Below are 16288 nucleotides of genomic sequence, written 5' to 3'. Positions count from 1 at the left end.
TATGGGACGCCCCGCGTGGGGCGGGCGGACGAACTCCTGGCCAACATCACGACCCCGTCACGATCACCCGCTGGACAGCGCAGGCGCTCTTGCCGCGCCTGAGCGGGCGGGCGTAGACCAGAGCGCACGGGACAGGTCTCGCAAGCACTCGCGCTGGAGCGAGGGAAGAGAACGGGGCAGTGATGCACAGCACTCTTCGTCAGCGAACGACGCGCCGTACACATACGAAGAACCGGGCCGCGAAAACCGCAGCAGCCGTCCTCGCGGGCGCGCTCGCGCTGACCCTCACCGCGTGCGGCGGTGACGACGGCAAGGACAAGGAGGGCACGGGCGGCGGCACGCAGGAGACGGGCAGCACCGTCACGCTTCCCAAGCTGGACGGCGAGAGCCTCGAGGTCTCCGCCGTCTGGACCGGGCCGGAACAGGCCAACTTCAAGAAGGTTCTGGCCGAGTTCGAGAAGCGCACGGGCGCGAAGGTGACGTTCGTGCCCGCGCAGGACCCGATCATCAACTTCCTCGGTTCCAAGATCGCGGGCGGCGAACCGCCGGACGTCGCGATGCTTCCGCAGGTAGGCGCCATCAAGCAGGCCGTCGACAAGAAGTGGGCCAAGCCGGTCGGCAAGGAGGCCCAGGAGCAGCTCACGAAGAACTACTCACAGGGCTGGCAGGACCTCGGCAAGGTCGACGGCACGCAGTACGGGGTGTACTTCAAGGCCGCCAACAAGTCGCTGATCTGGTACAACACCACGGTCTTCGACAACGCGGGGGCGACGGAGCCGAAGACGTGGAAGGAGTTCCTGGACACGGCGCAGACGATCTACGACTCCGGGGTCACTCCCGTCTCGGTCGGCGGCGCCGACGGATGGACGCTGACCGACTGGTTCGAGAACATCTACCTCTCGCAGGCGGGTCCTGAGAAGTACGACCAGCTCGCCAAGCATGAGATCAAGTGGACCGACCCGTCCGTGAAGGACGCGCTGACCACACTCGGGGAGCTGTTCGGCAAGAAGGACTACATCGCGGGAGGCGCGGACGGCGCGCTGCAGACCGACTTCCCGACCTCCGTCCAGCAGACCTTCACCGGCGGCGACCAGCCGAAGGCCGGGATGGTCTTCGAGGGCGACTTCGCCGGCATCAACATCACGCAGGCGAAGGCGGAGATCGGGAAGGACGCCAAGGTGTTCCCGTTCCCGGCCGTCGGTGCCGAGGCGCCCGTCGTCAGCGGCGGCGACGCGGCCGTACTGCTGAAGGACTCCAAGGCCGGACAGGCGCTGCTGACCTTCCTGGCCTCGCCCGACGCGGCGACGATCTGGGCGAAGGAGGGCGGCTACCTCTCGCCGAACAAGAGCGTCGACCTGGCCTCGTACCCGAACGACGTGCAGCGGGACATGGCCAAGGCGCTGATCGACGCGGGTGACGACTTCCGCTTCGACATGTCGGACCAGGCCCCGCAGGCGTTCGGCGGCACGCCGGGCGCGGGCGAGTGGAAGGCGCTGCAGGACTTCCTGAAGAACCCGAAGGACGTGGCGGGCACGCAGGCCACGCTGGAGGCGGACGCGGCCAAGGCGTACGGGGACTGAACCGGGCGATGATGTCGTCGACGGCGGGAGGCGCGGCCACGCCGCCGCCTCCCGCACCCCGGAGTCGTAAGAGCGTGACGGGCACGCGCAGGACGGTGGCGGCACTCTTTCTGCTGCCCGCGCTGCTGCTGCTCGGTGCGCTCGTGGTCTACCCGATCGGGTACTCGCTGGTCCGCAGCTTCTTCGACCAGTCAGGCAGCAGTTTCGTCGGGATCGACAACTACAGGGAGCTGTTCACCGACAAGAGCATCCTCACCGCCATCAAGAACAACACGATCTGGGTGGTGGTGGCCCCGGCCGTCGCGACGGCGCTCGGCCTGATCTTCGCGGTGCTCACCGAACGCGTGCGCTGGGGCACGGCGTTCAAGTTGGTCGTTTTCATGCCGATGGCGATCTCGATGCTGGCGGCCGGGATCATCTTCCGCCTTGTGTACGAGCAGGATCCGGACCGCGGCTTCGCCAACGCCGTATGGGTCGGGGTGCACGACACCTTCGCCGAGTCGTCCGCGTTCCCGAAAGCGCACCCGGGCGCGGAGTCGCCGCTGAAGGCGGCGGGCGGCGGCGCGTTCATCACGAAGGAGCCGGTACGGGCCGGTGAGCCGGTGGTGCTGCCGCTGGTCGGTGTGGCGCCCGACCAACTGCCCGACAGCGCCAAGCCGGCGAAGGCCGCGGCCGCCGAGCCGGGCAAGGTCACCGGCACCACCTGGCAGGACTTCACGCGCGGCAAGGGCGTGGGCGAGCGCAACGGCGTCGACGCCTCGGAGCTGGGCTATCCCGGTATGAAGATCGAAGCGGTCAAGGACGGGAAGGTGGTCGACTCGACGCGGGCCGCAGCCGACGGCACGTTCACGCTGTCGTCGAAGGCCGACGGCGCGCAACTACGCCTCCCGGCCTCGAACTTCCGGGAGCCGTACAACGGAGTCGACTGGCTGGGCCCGAGCCTGGTCACCCCGGCGGTGATCGGTTCGTACATCTGGATGTGGGCCGGGTTCGCGATGGTGCTGATCGCGGCGGGTCTTGCGGGCGTGCCGCGGGAGCTCCTGGAGGCGGCGCGGGTGGACGGCGCGAGCGAGTGGCAGGTGTTCAGAAGGATCACGGTGCCGCTGCTCGCGCCCGTACTGGCAGTCGTCCTGGTCACCCTGATGATCAACGTCCTGAAGATCTTCGACCTGGTCTTCATCATCCCGCCGGGATCGTCGCAGGACGAGGCGAACGTGCTCGCCCTGCAGCTGTACCGCTCGGCGTTCAGCGACGACCAGCCCGGCATCGCGAGCGCGATCGCGGTGTTCCTGCTGCTGCTCGTCGTACCGGTGATGCTCTTCAATATCCGGCGGCTGCGGCGGGAGGTGCGGCGATGAGCACTCCCAGTGGTGCCGCGCACGATGGTGTGCCGAAGGCCGCGCCCTCGGCGGAGGCCCTGAAGGCGCAGCGGTCGCTCGGCGCTCGGATCGCGGACGTCCTGAGCGGCGGCTTCGTCCGCGTCTTCCTGATCGTGGTGGGCCTCTTCTGGCTCGTACCGACGATCGGGCTGCTGCTGTCCTCGCTGCGCACACCGGCGGACATGGGCAGCAGCGGCTGGTGGAAGGTGCTCTCGCAGCCGTCCCAGATCACCTTCGACAGCTACCAGCGGCTGCTGGAGAACGACACGATCACAGGTTCGCTGCTCAACACCATCTTGATCACCGTCCCGGCGACCCTGCTGGTCGTGGTGATCGGCTCGCTCGCGGGCTACGCCTTCGCCTGGATGGAGTTCCCGGGCCGGGACTGGTGGTTCCTGCTGGTCGTGGGCTTGCTGGTGGTGCCGGTCCAGGTGGCGCTGCTGCCGATCGCCCAGCTCTTCGGCAACATCGGGATCTTCGGCTCGATCATCGGCGTGATCCTCTTCCACGTGGGGTTCGGGCTGCCGTTCGCCGTGTTCCTGCTGCGGAACTTCTTCGCGGAGATCCCACGGGAGCTGCTGGAGGCCGCACGCCTGGACGGCGCGGGTGAACTCCGCCTGTTCGTCCGCGTCGTGATGCCCCTCGGCGGCCCCGCGATCGCCTCCCTCGGCATCTTCCAGTTCCTGTGGGTCTGGAACGACATGCTGGTCGCACTGATCTTCGCCGACGCCGGCAACCAGCCGATCACGGTCGCCCTGCAGACGCAGGTACGGCAGTTCGGCAACAACATCGACGTACTGGCGCCGGGCGCCTTCATCTCGATGGTGATTCCGCTGGCGGTGTTCTTCGCGTTCCAGAAGCAGTTTGTTTCGGGGGTTATGGCGGGGGCGGTCAAGTAGCTCAGGGCCCGGATGGTTGCGAGGGGCGCGCGGTGAGGCGCGCCCCTCAGCCGTGCTCACGACGCGGTGAGAGATGGCGGCGTCTTGGCAGTAACTGTCGTATCGGCCAGGGGTAGTCAGTGCGCCCTTTACGCCTCAAACGAGCCACAGACAGCCAGGTCACCCTATATAAGGCCGTTCGAATGGTTCGCCGCTGATATCGCCTTTTATCGCCTGTTGCTGCGGATACAGTTCGCCCCCGCACGCTGCTCCAGTCACGCCAGGAGATCTCCGCCATGTCAGACACCCCGCCCCGCCCCGCGCCCGATGCCCGGGTGATGGCGGCCGCGAAGGCCCGGGCCCAGTGGTCGCGCGTACCGCCGGCGCTGCGGTTGCCACTCGCCGTCTTCCTTGCCTGCCAGGCCTGCTACCTGCTGTGGTGGATGGCCTTCTACCCCGGCATGATCGACTACGACTCACTCGTCCACGCCTGGCAGGTCACCACCGACCACTGGATCTCCAACCACTCGGTCCTCTACAACTGCCTGGTCTGGCTGACACTCAACGCCACCGGGGGGTTCGCGGCGCTGACGCTGCTGCAGACGATCGCAATGTCCGCGGCGCTCGGCTACGCGTGCGCGAGCCTGCACACACTCGGCGTGCGCGGGCGGTGGAGCGCACCGGCCGCAGTGGCCTGCGCGCTGGTTCCGCCGCTCGGGCCGTTCGCCGTCTTCGTGGGGAAGGACGTGCCCTTCACGATCTGTGCGGTGCTGACGTTCGCGGTCACGGCACGACTGATGGGCAGGCGGGGGAACGGGAGCTGGAACGGCCGTCTGCGACGCTCCGAAGTCGCGCTGTTGTGCGTCGGGTTCCTCGGAATCGGCCTCTTCCGCAACAACGGTTTCCCCATGACCGTGATCGCCGCGCTGTGCCTGCTCCTGGCGTTGCCGGGGGCCCGGCGCTTGCTCACCTCACTGGTCACCGCCACCACTGCCGTGACGTTGACGCTGATGTTCTCGGTCTATCCGGCGGTCGGCGTAGAGTCCCCGCGCCAGACGCTGGTCTACAACCTGCACTACGCCGACCTGGCCGTGACCTATGCCCAGGCGCCCGGCGTGTTCACCCGGAATGATCTGCGGCTGATGGCCCGAGCGACATCGCTTACGAACTGGCGTGCTGGCGGAGCCAGTTGCTATGCCTCCGACCCGATGTACCGGAAGCTGGACAGGGACGTCACCGACCCGCTCACCGAACCGATCGTGCGGTTGTGGTGGCGCACCCTGCGCAAGGCCCCCCACATCGTGCTGGGCGCGCGGATCTGCCGCGGGCACCTCGCCTGGGCCGTCTTCCCCGGACCGAAGGATCAAGGGGGAAGGACGTGGAACTCCCTCAACTGGGTGAACCCGGAGTTCTACAGGTGGTACCCGGAGATGCAGAAGAGCCCGTACCGACAGGCGGCCCAGCCCCGGCCCCTGTCCACAACCCTCAACCACGCTGCCGACCTGGGGTATGACGCCTCCCGCGTTCCCCAACTGGAGTGGCTCCTCTGGCGCGGCGCGATCTGGTGCTACGCCACCTATGTGCTCGTCGCCCGGCTCGCCCGGAAACGCAACTGCCGCCCCTTGTTGGCACTGGCGGGCCTCACCCTCGGCATCCAGCTCACCGTGCTCGCCGCGATCCCCTCGCCGAGCTTCCGCTACATGGTGGCCCCCATGTTCATCGGCGTGCTCTGCCTGTCACTCATTCCCGCGCTGCGCCGTGCCGCGAGTCCCGTCGTCCCGCCCCAGACCTCTCGAACGACTCCGTCCACCACCTCGCCGAAGAACGTGGAGTACGTCCCGTGAGAAGCAATCATGGCGGCTGCACCGGGTGACTGCTGGGCCGTCAAGTAGCGCAGGCTCCCGATGGTTGCGAGGGGCGCGCAGTGAGGCGCGCCCCTCAGTGCTCGATTCCGACTACTCCGTACGCCACATCCCTCGTAACTGCTCACCCCGGCACTCGTTTTCGGGCAATATGCCGCTGACGACCTATGGATGCGCCTTGCCCCGGTTCAGTGTGATCGTCCCTGTGTACAAGGTGCAGGCCTACCTGCACGCATGCGTCGAGTCCGTACTGGGCCAGTCCTTCACGGACTTCGAGCTGATCGCCGTCGACGACTGCTCACCCGACGGCAGCGGCGCCATCGTCGACGAGTTCGCGGCTCGCGACGCGCGCGTCACCGCGGTCCACCTGCCGGAGAACGCCGGCCTGGGTCCGGCCCGCAACGCCGGTCTCGAACGCGCCACCGGTGAGTACGTGATCTTCCTGGACAGCGACGACTCGCTCGCGCCGGGCGCGCTGCAGGCGATCTCGGACCGGCTCAAGGACACGGACGGTCCGGACGTCCTCGTCTACGACTACGTGCGGACGTACTGGACCGGCGGGACGGTCCCGAACAGTGCCGCTGCCCAGCTCACCGAGGCAGGCCCCCCGGTGTGCACCCTGGCGGACCGGCCGGGTCTGCTGCGGGTGCTGCACGTGGCCTGGAACAAGGCCTACCGCCGCGAGTTCCTGGAGCGCGGCGGCTTCGCCTTCGCGCCCGGCTACTACGAGGACGTCTCCTGGACGTACCCGGTGCTGCTGACAGCCGAATCGATCGCGGTCCTCGACCGGGTCTGCGTGCACTACCGGCAGCGCAGGCAGGGAGCGATCACCAGCACCCCCGGGAGCAGGCACTTCGAGATCTTCGAGCAGTACGACCGGGTCTTCGCCTACCTGGACGCACACCCCGAACTGGCCGAGTGGCGGCCCCACGTCTTCCGCCGGATGATCGACCACTTCAGCACGGTGTTCACGTCGCGCGGCCGGCTGCCGCGCGACAGCCGCGCCGCGTTCCTGCGCCGGGCCCGTACGTACTGCCGCCGCTACCGCTGCCCGGGCGCGACCCCGCCCGCGCGCACCAGGATCCGGCATGCACTGGTCGGCATGGGCGCGCACCGCACCTACCGCGCCGTGTGCTCCGCACGGGCCTTCCAGCGTCGCGTCCGCCGCGCCGTCGCCGCCGCACATCACGCCCTCAGGGCGGCCGCGCTCCAGGTCCACTACGGCATCCAGCGGCGCCTTCCGCTGCGTGAGAACGACGCGGTGTTCTCCGCCTACTGGGGCCGCGGCTACGGCTGCAACCCGGCGGCGATCGAGGAGAAGGCCCGCGAACTCGTGCCCGGCATCCGCACCGCCTGGATCGCCGACCCCGCGCACCACCACACCGTTCCGACGGCCACGCGCCGCCTCGCGCCCGGAACGGCCGCGTACTGGACGGCGCTGGCCCGCTCCAAGTACCTGGTGAACAACGTCAACTTCGACCGCAGGCTGGTCAAGCGCCGGGGCCAGGTGTTCCTGCAGACGCAGCACGGGACCCCGCTCAAGCACATGGGCCTGGATCTGCTCGACCGGCCCGCGGCGGTCGGCGACACCGACGTCCGGCGGATGCTCGCCAACTGCGACAAGTGGGACTACGTCCTGTCCGCGAACCGCCACTCCACGCTCGTCTGGGAGCGGGTCTACCCCGCCGCCTACACCACGCTCGAGTACGGCTATCCGCGCAACGACGTCTACCAACGGGCAACGGCCACTGACGTGGCCCGGCTGCGGGAGACCCTCGGCATCCCCCGGGACTCGGTCGCGATCCTTTACGCGCCCACGCACCGCGACTACCGCCGCACCCAGCACCAACGGATCGATCTGGACCGCCTGCTGCACGCGCTCGGCCCCAGCTTCACGGTCCTCGCCCGCGCCCACCATCTCCACGACACGCCGCTCGCGGGCGAGGGTTCGTCCCGGCTGGTCGACGTCTCGGACCACCCCTGCGTGGAGTCCCTCTGCCTGGCGAGCGACGTGCTCGTCACGGACTACTCGTCGCTGATGTTCGACTACGCCAACCTGGACCGCCCGATTGTGGTGTGCGCCGACGACTGGGAGGCGTACGAGGCAGCCCGCGGCACTTACTTCGACCTGCGGAGACTCTCTCCCGGCGCGATCGCGTTCAGCGAGGAGGAGCTGATCGACATCTTCGCGACCGGCGAGTGGCGCAGCCCGCATGCCGCCCAGCGGCGGGCCGCGTTCCGGATGCGCTTCTGCCCGTACGACGACGGGAGGGCCGCCGAACGGGTCGTACGGCATGTGCTCCTCGGCGAGACGGCGGGCCTGCCGTCCGTCGTGCCCCTGGAGAGGCGGCAGCCGGCGGAAGTGCCCACGGCCTTCGGACCGCGGCAGGAGCCGCAGGCATCCGTGCGTCTGACCACCAGCCCCGTGTAAACCCCGATCGAATGAGGGTGACTTGTCCCGGTTCAGCGTTGTCGTTCCCGCCCATGAGGTCGGTGGCCGGCTGCCCGGCTGTCTCGACTCGGTGCTAGGCCAGCCCTTCGCCGATGTCGAGCTGATCGCTGTCGTCAGCGACCCGGAAGGACTGTGCGGATCGATCGTGGCCGCACGCGCGGACGCCGATCCGCGGATCAAGGTGGTGCACTCACCGCCGGCCAACGGCCTGCCGGGCGCCCGCAACGCGGGAATCGCCGCCGCCGAGGGCGAGTTCCTGCTCTTCCTCGACGGCGACGACACGTTCGCACCCGACGCCCTGGCGGCCATCGACGCCCGCCTGAAGGAGACCGGCGAACCCGATCTGCTGGTCTTCGACCACGAGCGGGTGCACTGGTTCGAAGGCAGCAGGGGGGCGGCACTCGAGCGGCTGTGGCAGGGTGCCCCGGCGGCCGGGGCCGTCCCGGTGGAGCAGCACCCCGCGCTGCCCGATGTACTCGTGCCCGCCTGGAGCGCGGCCTACCGGCGCGCCTTCGTCACCGGACATGAACTGGCTTTCCCCGCTGGCATGTTCACCGACATGGAGTGGAGCGTGGCAGCCGCGCTGAGGGCCGACCGCATCGCTCTGCTCGACCGGGTCTGCGTACGCCATCTGCTGCGCAGGCAGGGCAGCAGGAACCGTGCTCCCGGCCCTCACTATCTGGATCTGCTCGACCGGTTCGACGCGGTGATGCGGCTGGCCGCCGAGCTCAAGCCGTACGCGCCGCTGGTTGGCAGGGTCTTCGACCAGATGGTGCAGGAGGTGCTGACGACCGCCGCGTCCCCGTGGCGGGTGCCGGACGCCGCGCTGAGGCGCCAGTACTTCAAACGGGCGAGCCGGCTCTACCGGCAGCACCGCCCGGCGGACCACCGGCAGCCCGGCGGCGCCCCGGGACTGCGACTCGCGCTGCTGGCGTCCGGTTCCTACGCGGCGTTCTGCGCGCTGCACGCTGCGGCGGGCCGGCCGGCCCGGAAGGTACGGCCTGCCCGGGACCGCCTCCGGCGGCTGCGGCGGCCGTCACAGCACCCGTACAAGGCGTTCCTCAAGCGGCCGGTCGACGAGAATCTCGCCGTCTTCTCCGCCTACTGGGGCCGCGGCTACACCTGCAATCCCGCCGCCGTCGAGGCCACGGCCCGGCGACTGGCCCCGCACATCACAACCGTCTTCCTGGTGACAGAGGACAGCGGGGCGCAGATGCCGGACGGCGTGGAGAGCGTGGTGATCGGCAGTCCGCGCTACTGGGAGGTGATGGCCACGGCCAAGTACACCTTCAACAACGTCAACTTCGAGATGGCCATCCGCAAACGGCCCGGCACCGTCCATGTGCAGACGCAGCACGGGACTCCGCTCAAGCGGATGGGCGTGGACCAGGTGGAGTTCCCGGCGGCGGCCGCGGCCGCCGGCGATTTCGGCAAGCTGCTGCAGCGCGTGGACCGCTGGGACTTCAACATCTCCTCGAACCGGCACTCCACCGAGGTGTGGGAGCGGGCCTACCCGGGCGCGTACGAGAGCCTCGATGTCGGTTATCCGCGCAACGACGCGTTCTACACCTCGACGGCCGAGGACGTGCTGGCGATCCGGCGGCGACTCGGCATCCCCGACGACCGGATCGCCGTGCTGTACGCGCCGACCCACCGCGACTACCGCAAGGACTTCGCCGCGCAGCTGGACCTCGCCGCGTTCTGCGCGGCACTCGGCGACGACTTTGTCGTGCTGCTGCGCGCCCACCATTTCTACGAGGGCACCGCGGGCCTGGAAGCGACCCGGCGCTCCGGGGCGCTGATCGACGTCACCGCGCACCGCTCCCCCGAGGAGGTGTGCCTGGCCGCGGACGCGCTGATCACGGACTACTCGTCCATCATGTTCGACTACGCCAACCTCGACCGCCCGATCGTCGTGTACGCGGACGACTGGGACGTCTACCGGGAGACGCGCGGCGTCTACTTCGATCTGCTGGCCGAGCCGCCGGGCGCCGTGGCCCGCACCCAGGACGAGCTGACGCGGATCTTCCTCGGCGGCGAGTGGGACGACGAGCGGGCGGGACGGCTGCGCGCCGCGTTCCGCGAGCGGTTCTGCGAGTTCGACGACGGGCGGGCCGCGGAGCGCGTGGTCCGCCGGGTCCTGCTCGGCGAGCCGGCCGATGCCCTGCCGCCCGTCGTCCCGCTGCACGAGCGCGTACCCGCTCCGGCTCCCGGCCGCGTCCTGCAGCACTGATCCGGCCCGAGCCGCATGCCCCCATCCCTCACGACCGTGGAAGAGCCTGTGCCCCGCTTCAGCGTCATCGTCCCCGTCCACAAGGTTCAGGGCTTTCTGCGCGCCTGCCTCGACTCGATCCTGACGCAGTCGTTCACCGACTTCGAAGTCATCGCGGTCGACGACTGCTCACCCGACAATTGCGGCGCGATCATCGACGAGTACGCGGCCCGCGACCCGCGCGTCACGGCCGTCCACCTGCCGGAGAACGTCGGTCTCGGCCGCGCCCGCAACACCGGGGTCGGCCACGCCACCGGCGACTACCTGCTCTTCCTCGACAGCGACGACTGCTACACGCCGGGCGCCCTGCAGGCGATCGACGAACGGCTGACGGTCACCGGCCATCCCGACGTGCTCGTCTTCGACCACGTGCGCAGCCATTGGTGGGGCCGCGGCGGCCGGAGCGCGACGGCGAAGCTTCTGGCATCGGCGGGCACGGAGACCTTCGACATCCTGGGCAGCCCCAAGTACCTGCGCCTGTTCCTCGTCGCCTGGAACAAGGCGTACCGGCGGGACTTCTTCACGGGCCACGGCTTCACGTACCAGCCGGGCCTGTACGAGGACGCACCGGTCACCTACCAGGCGCTGGTGTGCGCCCGCCGCATCGCATGTCTCGACCGGGTCTGCGTCGAGTACCGGCAGCGCAGGCAGGGCGCGATCACCCGCACCCCCGGGCGCCGGCACTTCGACATCTTCGAGCAGTACGCAGGGCTGTTCGCGTTCCTCGACGAACACCCCGAGCTGGATGAGACGAGGCCGCTGCTCTTCGAGCGGATGATCAACCACTTCCTGGCGACGATGCGGCTCACCGAGCGGGTACTGCCCGAGGACCGGCCAGCCTTCTACCGCAGGACGGTGGAGTTCTACCGGCGCTACAAACCGGAGGGCTTCACACCGCCGGACGATGCCTACCGCGTCCAGTGGCGGCTCCTCGCCGGGGCCCCCTACCGCCTCTACCAGATGTGCGTACTGGCGAAGGAGCTGCGTAACGCCTCCGACCGCAAGAAGCGTGAGCTGCGCAAGTCCGCATCCGCACACGTCAAGCGCACCATCGCCCGGACCCAGCGCCGACAGCCACTCGACCCGAACCTCGCTGTGTTCTCGGCCTTCTCGCACCGCGGCGTGCTCGGCGATCCGGCGGCCATCCACCAGGCGGCTCGGACGCTGGCCCCACACATCCGCCCGGTGTGGGTGGTGCGGGCGGACTCCGTGAAGGGACTGCCGAAGGGCATCGACTATGTCACCCCGGACACACCGGGCTACCACCGGGTGATGAGTCGCGCCACGTATTTCGTCAACAACGTCAACTGGCCGCAGGGGCTGGTGAAGCGTCCCGGACAGATCCATGTCCACACCCACCTGGGCACGCCGCTGGGGCACATGGGCGTCGACCTGCTGGGCCACCCGGCCGCGACGCACCGCGTCGACGTGCAGGCGACGCTCTCGGGCGCCGACCACTGGGACTACAGCCTGGTCTCCAGCCGGTACGCGGAGCAGATCTGGGACCGCGCACTCCCGTGCCACTTCACCTCGCTGGCGACCGGCGCCCCGCGCAACGACGTACTCGTGCGGGGCGACAGGTCCCGGGCCTCCGCCGTGCGCAGACGGCTAGGCATCCCGGACGGCAATATCGTGGTGCTGTACGCCCCGACCCACCGCGACCACCGCCGGTGGTACGTGCCCCGGCTGGACTTCGACCGCCTGGTGCGGGAGCTCGGCGCCACGGTCACGCTGCTCGTCCGGCTGCATCCGCGGGACGCGGACGCCGCGATCCGCGGACTCCAGCTGCGCGACCTCCGGCAGCGAGGGCTGCTCCTCGACGTCACCGACGAACCCTCGGTCGAGGACCTGATGCTCGCGTCGGACACCCTGCTGACCGACTACTCCTCGCTGATGTTCGACTACGCCAACCTGGACCGCCCGATCATCGTCCACGCCGACGACTGGGAGGCGTACCGCGCAGCCCGCGGCGCCTACCTCGACCTGCCGGCCGCGCCGCCGGGCCATGTGACCACCGGTATCGAGGAGTTGGCGGATCTGTTCACCTCCGGGGCGTGGCACGACGAACACTCCGCCGCCCTGCGCGCCGCCTTCCGCGCGCGGTTCTGCGAGTACGACGACGGGCACTCGGCGGCTCGTGTGGTCTCGCTCGTCATGCTCGGCGAGCAGCCCGGCGGCCGCCTCCAGCTCCCGGCACAGGTCACCGCCCCCCGTGGTGCCCTGGCCGACGCGCCCCGTCTCGGATACGACCCGGCATGACGCAGACCATCCTTGGCACGCATCCGCCGCGGCAGCGCATCGTCCGGTCCCTGCTGCGCGGTCCGTCCCCCCGGCGCCCGCGAATCACGCCGTACGGGATGGTGTCCGCCGCCGTGCTGGCGGTTCTGCTGCCGATCTGCGTGAAGGTGCCGTGGCGCGCCGACCTCGGGCAGCACGCCGCGACCATCGAACGGCTGCGGGTGGATCTGCTCCACCCGGGCAGCACCCTGATCGACCTGCCGGTCTCCAGCCCGTACTACTCGCCCTACACCGTGGCCGCCGCCCTGGCGGCACGGCTCGCCGACACCACGGCGCTCGGCATCCTGCCGCTGTGCGCCCTGGTCAACACGGTGCTGCTGCTCACCGGCGTGTGTGCCTTCGTACGGACCCTGAGCACCTCGCCCTGGGCCCCGGCACTGGCGCTGCCGACGCTGCTGCTGCTGTGGGGCCCCGTGCTGCGGATGTGGGCGGGGAACATCTCGCTGCTCAATCTCGCCCTGGACATCTGCTTCCCGTCCATCTTCGTGGTGGGGCTGACCTTCCACATTTGGGCGCTGACCGCCCGCGCGGTGGGGCGCTCCGTCTCCCACGCCTCGCCACTGGCCCGCCGGGGATACGCCGTGCTGGGGCTGCTGACCGCGGTGGCCCTGCTGTCGCACGCGATCACCGGGGCCGGAATGGTCCTCGGGATGGTGGCGCTCGTCGCGGGCCGGCTGCGCGCGCTGGACCGGCGGACGGTCCTGTGCCTCGTGCTGAGCTGCGCGACAGCGCTGGTGGCCGTGCTGGTGTGGCCGTACTACAACGTCCTGCGACTTGTCGGCGCCGACCAGCTCGACTACTTCCACAACGCCCTCTACCGGGGCGCGCCGTACTGGTACGGGCTCGCCCTGATCGGACTTCCCTCGCTTCTGCTGCGCCTGAGACGGGACCGCCTGGACCCCTTGGTGCTGCTGTTCGTGCTGGCAGCGGCCGGTGTGGCGTACGGGTGGTGCACCGGGCAGTACACGTGGGGCCGGCTGATCAGCACCGCGCTGGTGCCGCTTCAACTCGCCCTCGTCATCGACCTGGTGGAGGCCCGGAGCCGCGTACACCGGGCGTTGCTCGGTGCGGTCACGGTGGTGGGCCTCACAGCCGGCGCCTGGGCACAGGCCGGGGTGCTGCTGCACATCGTGCCGGAACGGCACCTGCCGACGGCGTTCACCCAGCGGGTCGAGCGCCGTGACGCATGGCCGGGGTACGAGTGGGCGGTACGCCACATGCGCCCGGGGGACGTGGTGATGGCGGCGGCCGAAAGGCCGATCCGGATGCTCCCGGCATACGGCGTGTACACCGTCGCCCCCATCTGGCAGGACCCCCTGGTACCCGAGACGGAGCGCCGGAACCGCTGGTCAGCCACCCGCGCCTTCTTCGACCCGGACACGGCGCCCGCCGACCGCGAACGGGCGTTGCGCCGCTACCACGCCGACTGGGTCCTCGTCGACCAGGCGGTCGAACCCACGCCCCAGGGGCCCGGATACGAGCGGGTCGCCTCCCGGGGCGCCGAGATCCTGCTGCGGAGGGCCGGGGCATGACCGCCGAGGAGCAGCGGCGCCCGGCCGAGGCCACCGTCCCGCGCCCGGTCGCCTCGTGCGCCGAGGAGCGCGATTTCCGCGGCACCGACACCTGAGAGAGCAGAGCATGGCAGTCCCGGCACGTACGACGGCTGGAACACGTTCGCCCTATGCGCGGTCCCTGCCGGGCCAGACCCGATACGGAAACGGGCGCGCTCCGGCCGGGGGCGCGGGCACGCGACACGGCCCCCTGCGGTGGGCGGACGGCGCGGCCGTCGCCGCGGGCACCGTCCTCATCGGATGGCACGGTTCACGGCTCGGCCGGTGGACGGTCGACGACGCCGCCATCACCTTCGCGTACGCCCGCTCCATCGACGAGGGCCTCGGCCCGGTCCAGCAGCCCGGCGCACCGAGAGTGGAGGGCTACTCCAACCCAACCTGGCTGGCCCTGCTGATCGTCGGCCGACGGCTCGGGCTCTTCGACCACCGGGCCGTGTTCGGCGTGCCGGACCTGGTGCTCTACCCCAAACTGCTCGGCCTGCTGTGCGCCGCGGGCATCCTGATCGCCGTCTCCTGCGTGGCCCGGCGCGTGGTCGCCCACTCCTGGGGGGTCACGAGCGTGACCGGGGTGCTGCTGGCGTCCAACATCTCCTTCGTGGCCTGGATGTTCTCCGGCCTCGAGAACCCGCTGTACGCCCTTGTCGCGGCCGCACTGGCCGCCGTGCTCGTCAGGGCGTGCGCCACCGGCACACTGCTCGACCGAGGTCCGGCGGTCGCCTGCGGGCTGCTGTCCCTGACCGCCGCGCTGACCAGGCCGGACGGAGTGGTGCTGGCGGGCGCGTATCCCCTGCTGCTTCTGCTGTCGGCCCGGCGTGTACCCCTCGGAAGGCGGGCACGGGCTGCGGGCCTGGCGATCGCGGCCTTCGCCCTGCCCTACGCCGCCTTCCTCGGCTGGCGCTACACGCTCTTCGGGCGGCTGGTGCCGAACACGGCCGTGGCCAAGGCCCAGAAGCTGCCCGAAGCCCGCGTCTTCGCCCGGACGGTCGTCGAGTTCCTCACCTTCGCGGGCTGGCCCGCGGTCCTCACGGCCGTCGGCCTCATCGGCATCGCCGTCTTCGGCCGGGGTGCGCTGCGCCGCGTACTGCCTGCGGTCCTGGTACCGCTCGCGCTGACCTTCTGTGCGTTCGGCGCGCTCAGGCCGGACTGGATGGGGATGTACCGGTTCGCCACCCCCGTATGGGTGCTCGGGACCATGGCCCTGTCCGTGACGGCGGTGGCCTTGGTCGAGCGCGGCACCCGGCGGGCCCGATGGGTCGTCACGTCCATGGTGGCCGTCGCCCTGTTCGTCTCCGTGGCCGGACAGCAGCAGGCGGCGGCCGAGTTCCGTGCCGGTCCGACGCTGCCGATGTGCCTGATCGTCAACCGCGACGGAGTGGTCTTCAACGAGTACGCCGACCGGCTCGGCGTCGAGTCGCCCTCGGTTCTGCTGCCCAGTCTCGGCGGCACACTTCTGACGAGCGACCTCAAGGTGTACGACCTGGCCGGGCTCACGGAACCGCGGATCGCCGACGCGCTCGCCGACAACGACATCGAGCGGCTCCAGGCCTACGTCTTCGGCGAGTTACGGCCCACGTTCATCCATGCCGCAGCCGTGTGGGCGCGCAAGACCGGGATGCTCGCGCCGCGGCTCACGGCCGAGGGCTATCTGCCGCTGTACCCGACCGCGGAAGGCGGCGGTGACTGGGTGCGGGCCGACGCCCTGGTCCACCCCGAGCGGCTCGAGACCGTCCAGGCATGGGCCGCCGAAGCGGTGCCGGAGGCGTTCGCCAAAGACAGGAACAACTGCGGAGACGTCCTCAGACCCGGTCGGCTCACTGGGGATGGTGAAAGTCGGGGCCATACGCCTCAACGAGCCTCGCGACACCCAAGTCACCGTGGTTTAGGGCCATTCGAAGGGTTCGCCGTTACTATCACGCTTTTTCAGCTCTTGTTGTAGATACAGTCCGGGAATTCTCCGCGGCGGCGAGAGAGGCGGCCCAGGCCGCCGGCACAGACG

The 16288-nt window shown here is 69.9% G+C and carries 9 protein-coding genes; all 9 read left to right on the top strand.

Annotation, left to right across the window (positions count from 1 at the left end; translation table 11 throughout):
- Window positions 1-182: 182 nt before the first annotated feature.
- Window positions 183-1580 (top strand): ABC transporter substrate-binding protein, encoded by a 1398-nt coding sequence (locus STSP_RS32440; RefSeq protein ID WP_067284612.1) that lies wholly within the window; start codon window positions 183-185, stop codon window positions 1578-1580.
- Window positions 1581-1588: 8 nt separating this feature from the next.
- Window positions 1589-2938: a carbohydrate ABC transporter permease gene (locus STSP_RS32435; RefSeq protein WP_078067685.1), complete on the top strand. Its 1350-nt coding sequence runs from the start codon at window positions 1589-1591 to the stop codon at window positions 2936-2938.
- On the top strand, window positions 2935-3858 hold the full coding sequence (locus STSP_RS32430; RefSeq protein ID WP_067284594.1) for a carbohydrate ABC transporter permease: 924 nt from the start codon (window positions 2935-2937) through the stop codon (window positions 3856-3858). Before STSP_RS32435 ends, STSP_RS32430 begins: the two co-directional genes overlap by 4 nt.
- 275 nt (window positions 3859-4133) lie before the next feature.
- On the top strand, window positions 4134-5681 hold the full coding sequence (locus tag STSP_RS32425) for a hypothetical protein (RefSeq protein ID WP_067284593.1): 1548 nt from the start codon (window positions 4134-4136) through the stop codon (window positions 5679-5681).
- 196 nt (window positions 5682-5877) lie between these two features.
- The gene (locus STSP_RS32420; protein ID WP_067284592.1) at window positions 5878-8130 is read left to right on the top strand and encodes a bifunctional glycosyltransferase/CDP-glycerol:glycerophosphate glycerophosphotransferase; all 2253 of its coding nucleotides are present in this window, start codon (window positions 5878-5880) and stop codon (window positions 8128-8130) included.
- Between the two features lie 22 nt (window positions 8131-8152).
- Window positions 8153-10384: a bifunctional glycosyltransferase/CDP-glycerol:glycerophosphate glycerophosphotransferase gene (locus STSP_RS32415; protein WP_067284591.1), complete on the top strand. Its 2232-nt coding sequence runs from the start codon at window positions 8153-8155 to the stop codon at window positions 10382-10384.
- Between the two features lie 48 nt (window positions 10385-10432).
- Window positions 10433-12682 (top strand): bifunctional glycosyltransferase/CDP-glycerol:glycerophosphate glycerophosphotransferase, encoded by a 2250-nt coding sequence (locus STSP_RS32410; protein ID WP_067284590.1) that lies wholly within the window; start codon window positions 10433-10435, stop codon window positions 12680-12682.
- A complete protein-coding gene (locus STSP_RS32405) occupies window positions 12679-14253 on the top strand; it encodes a hypothetical protein (protein ID WP_067284589.1) in 1575 nt (524 codons plus the stop codon). The genes STSP_RS32410 and STSP_RS32405 overlap by 4 nt, the downstream gene beginning before the upstream one ends.
- 106 nt (window positions 14254-14359) lie before the next feature.
- Complete coding sequence (locus STSP_RS32400; protein ID WP_067284588.1) at window positions 14360-16228, top strand: hypothetical protein; 1869 nt, start codon at window positions 14360-14362, stop codon at window positions 16226-16228.
- The last annotated feature ends 60 nt before the right edge of the window (window positions 16229-16288 follow it).

Source organism: Streptomyces jeddahensis (genome assembly GCF_001642995.1).
Classification (GTDB): Bacteria; Actinomycetota; Actinomycetes; order Streptomycetales; family Streptomycetaceae; genus Streptomyces; species Streptomyces jeddahensis.
This window is presented reverse-complemented; position numbering and strand designations above follow the sequence as displayed.

Bases quoted from the DNA above. Each gene is read 5' to 3' on its own strand.
- STSP_RS32440 (WP_067284612.1), top strand. From the start codon at position 183: ATGCACAGCACTCTTCGTCAGCGAACGACGCGCCGTACACATACGAAG.
- STSP_RS32425 (WP_067284593.1), top strand. From the start codon at position 4,134: ATGTCAGACACCCCGCCCCGCCCCGCGCCCGATGCCCGGGTGATGGCG.
- STSP_RS32405 (WP_067284589.1), top strand. From the start codon at position 12,679: ATGACGCAGACCATCCTTGGCACGCATCCGCCGCGGCAGCGCATCGTC.
- STSP_RS32430 (WP_067284594.1), top strand. From the start codon at position 2,935: ATGAGCACTCCCAGTGGTGCCGCGCACGATGGTGTGCCGAAGGCCGCG.
- STSP_RS32400 (WP_067284588.1), top strand. From the start codon at position 14,360: ATGGCAGTCCCGGCACGTACGACGGCTGGAACACGTTCGCCCTATGCG.
- STSP_RS32435 (WP_078067685.1), top strand. From the start codon at position 1,589: ATGATGTCGTCGACGGCGGGAGGCGCGGCCACGCCGCCGCCTCCCGCA.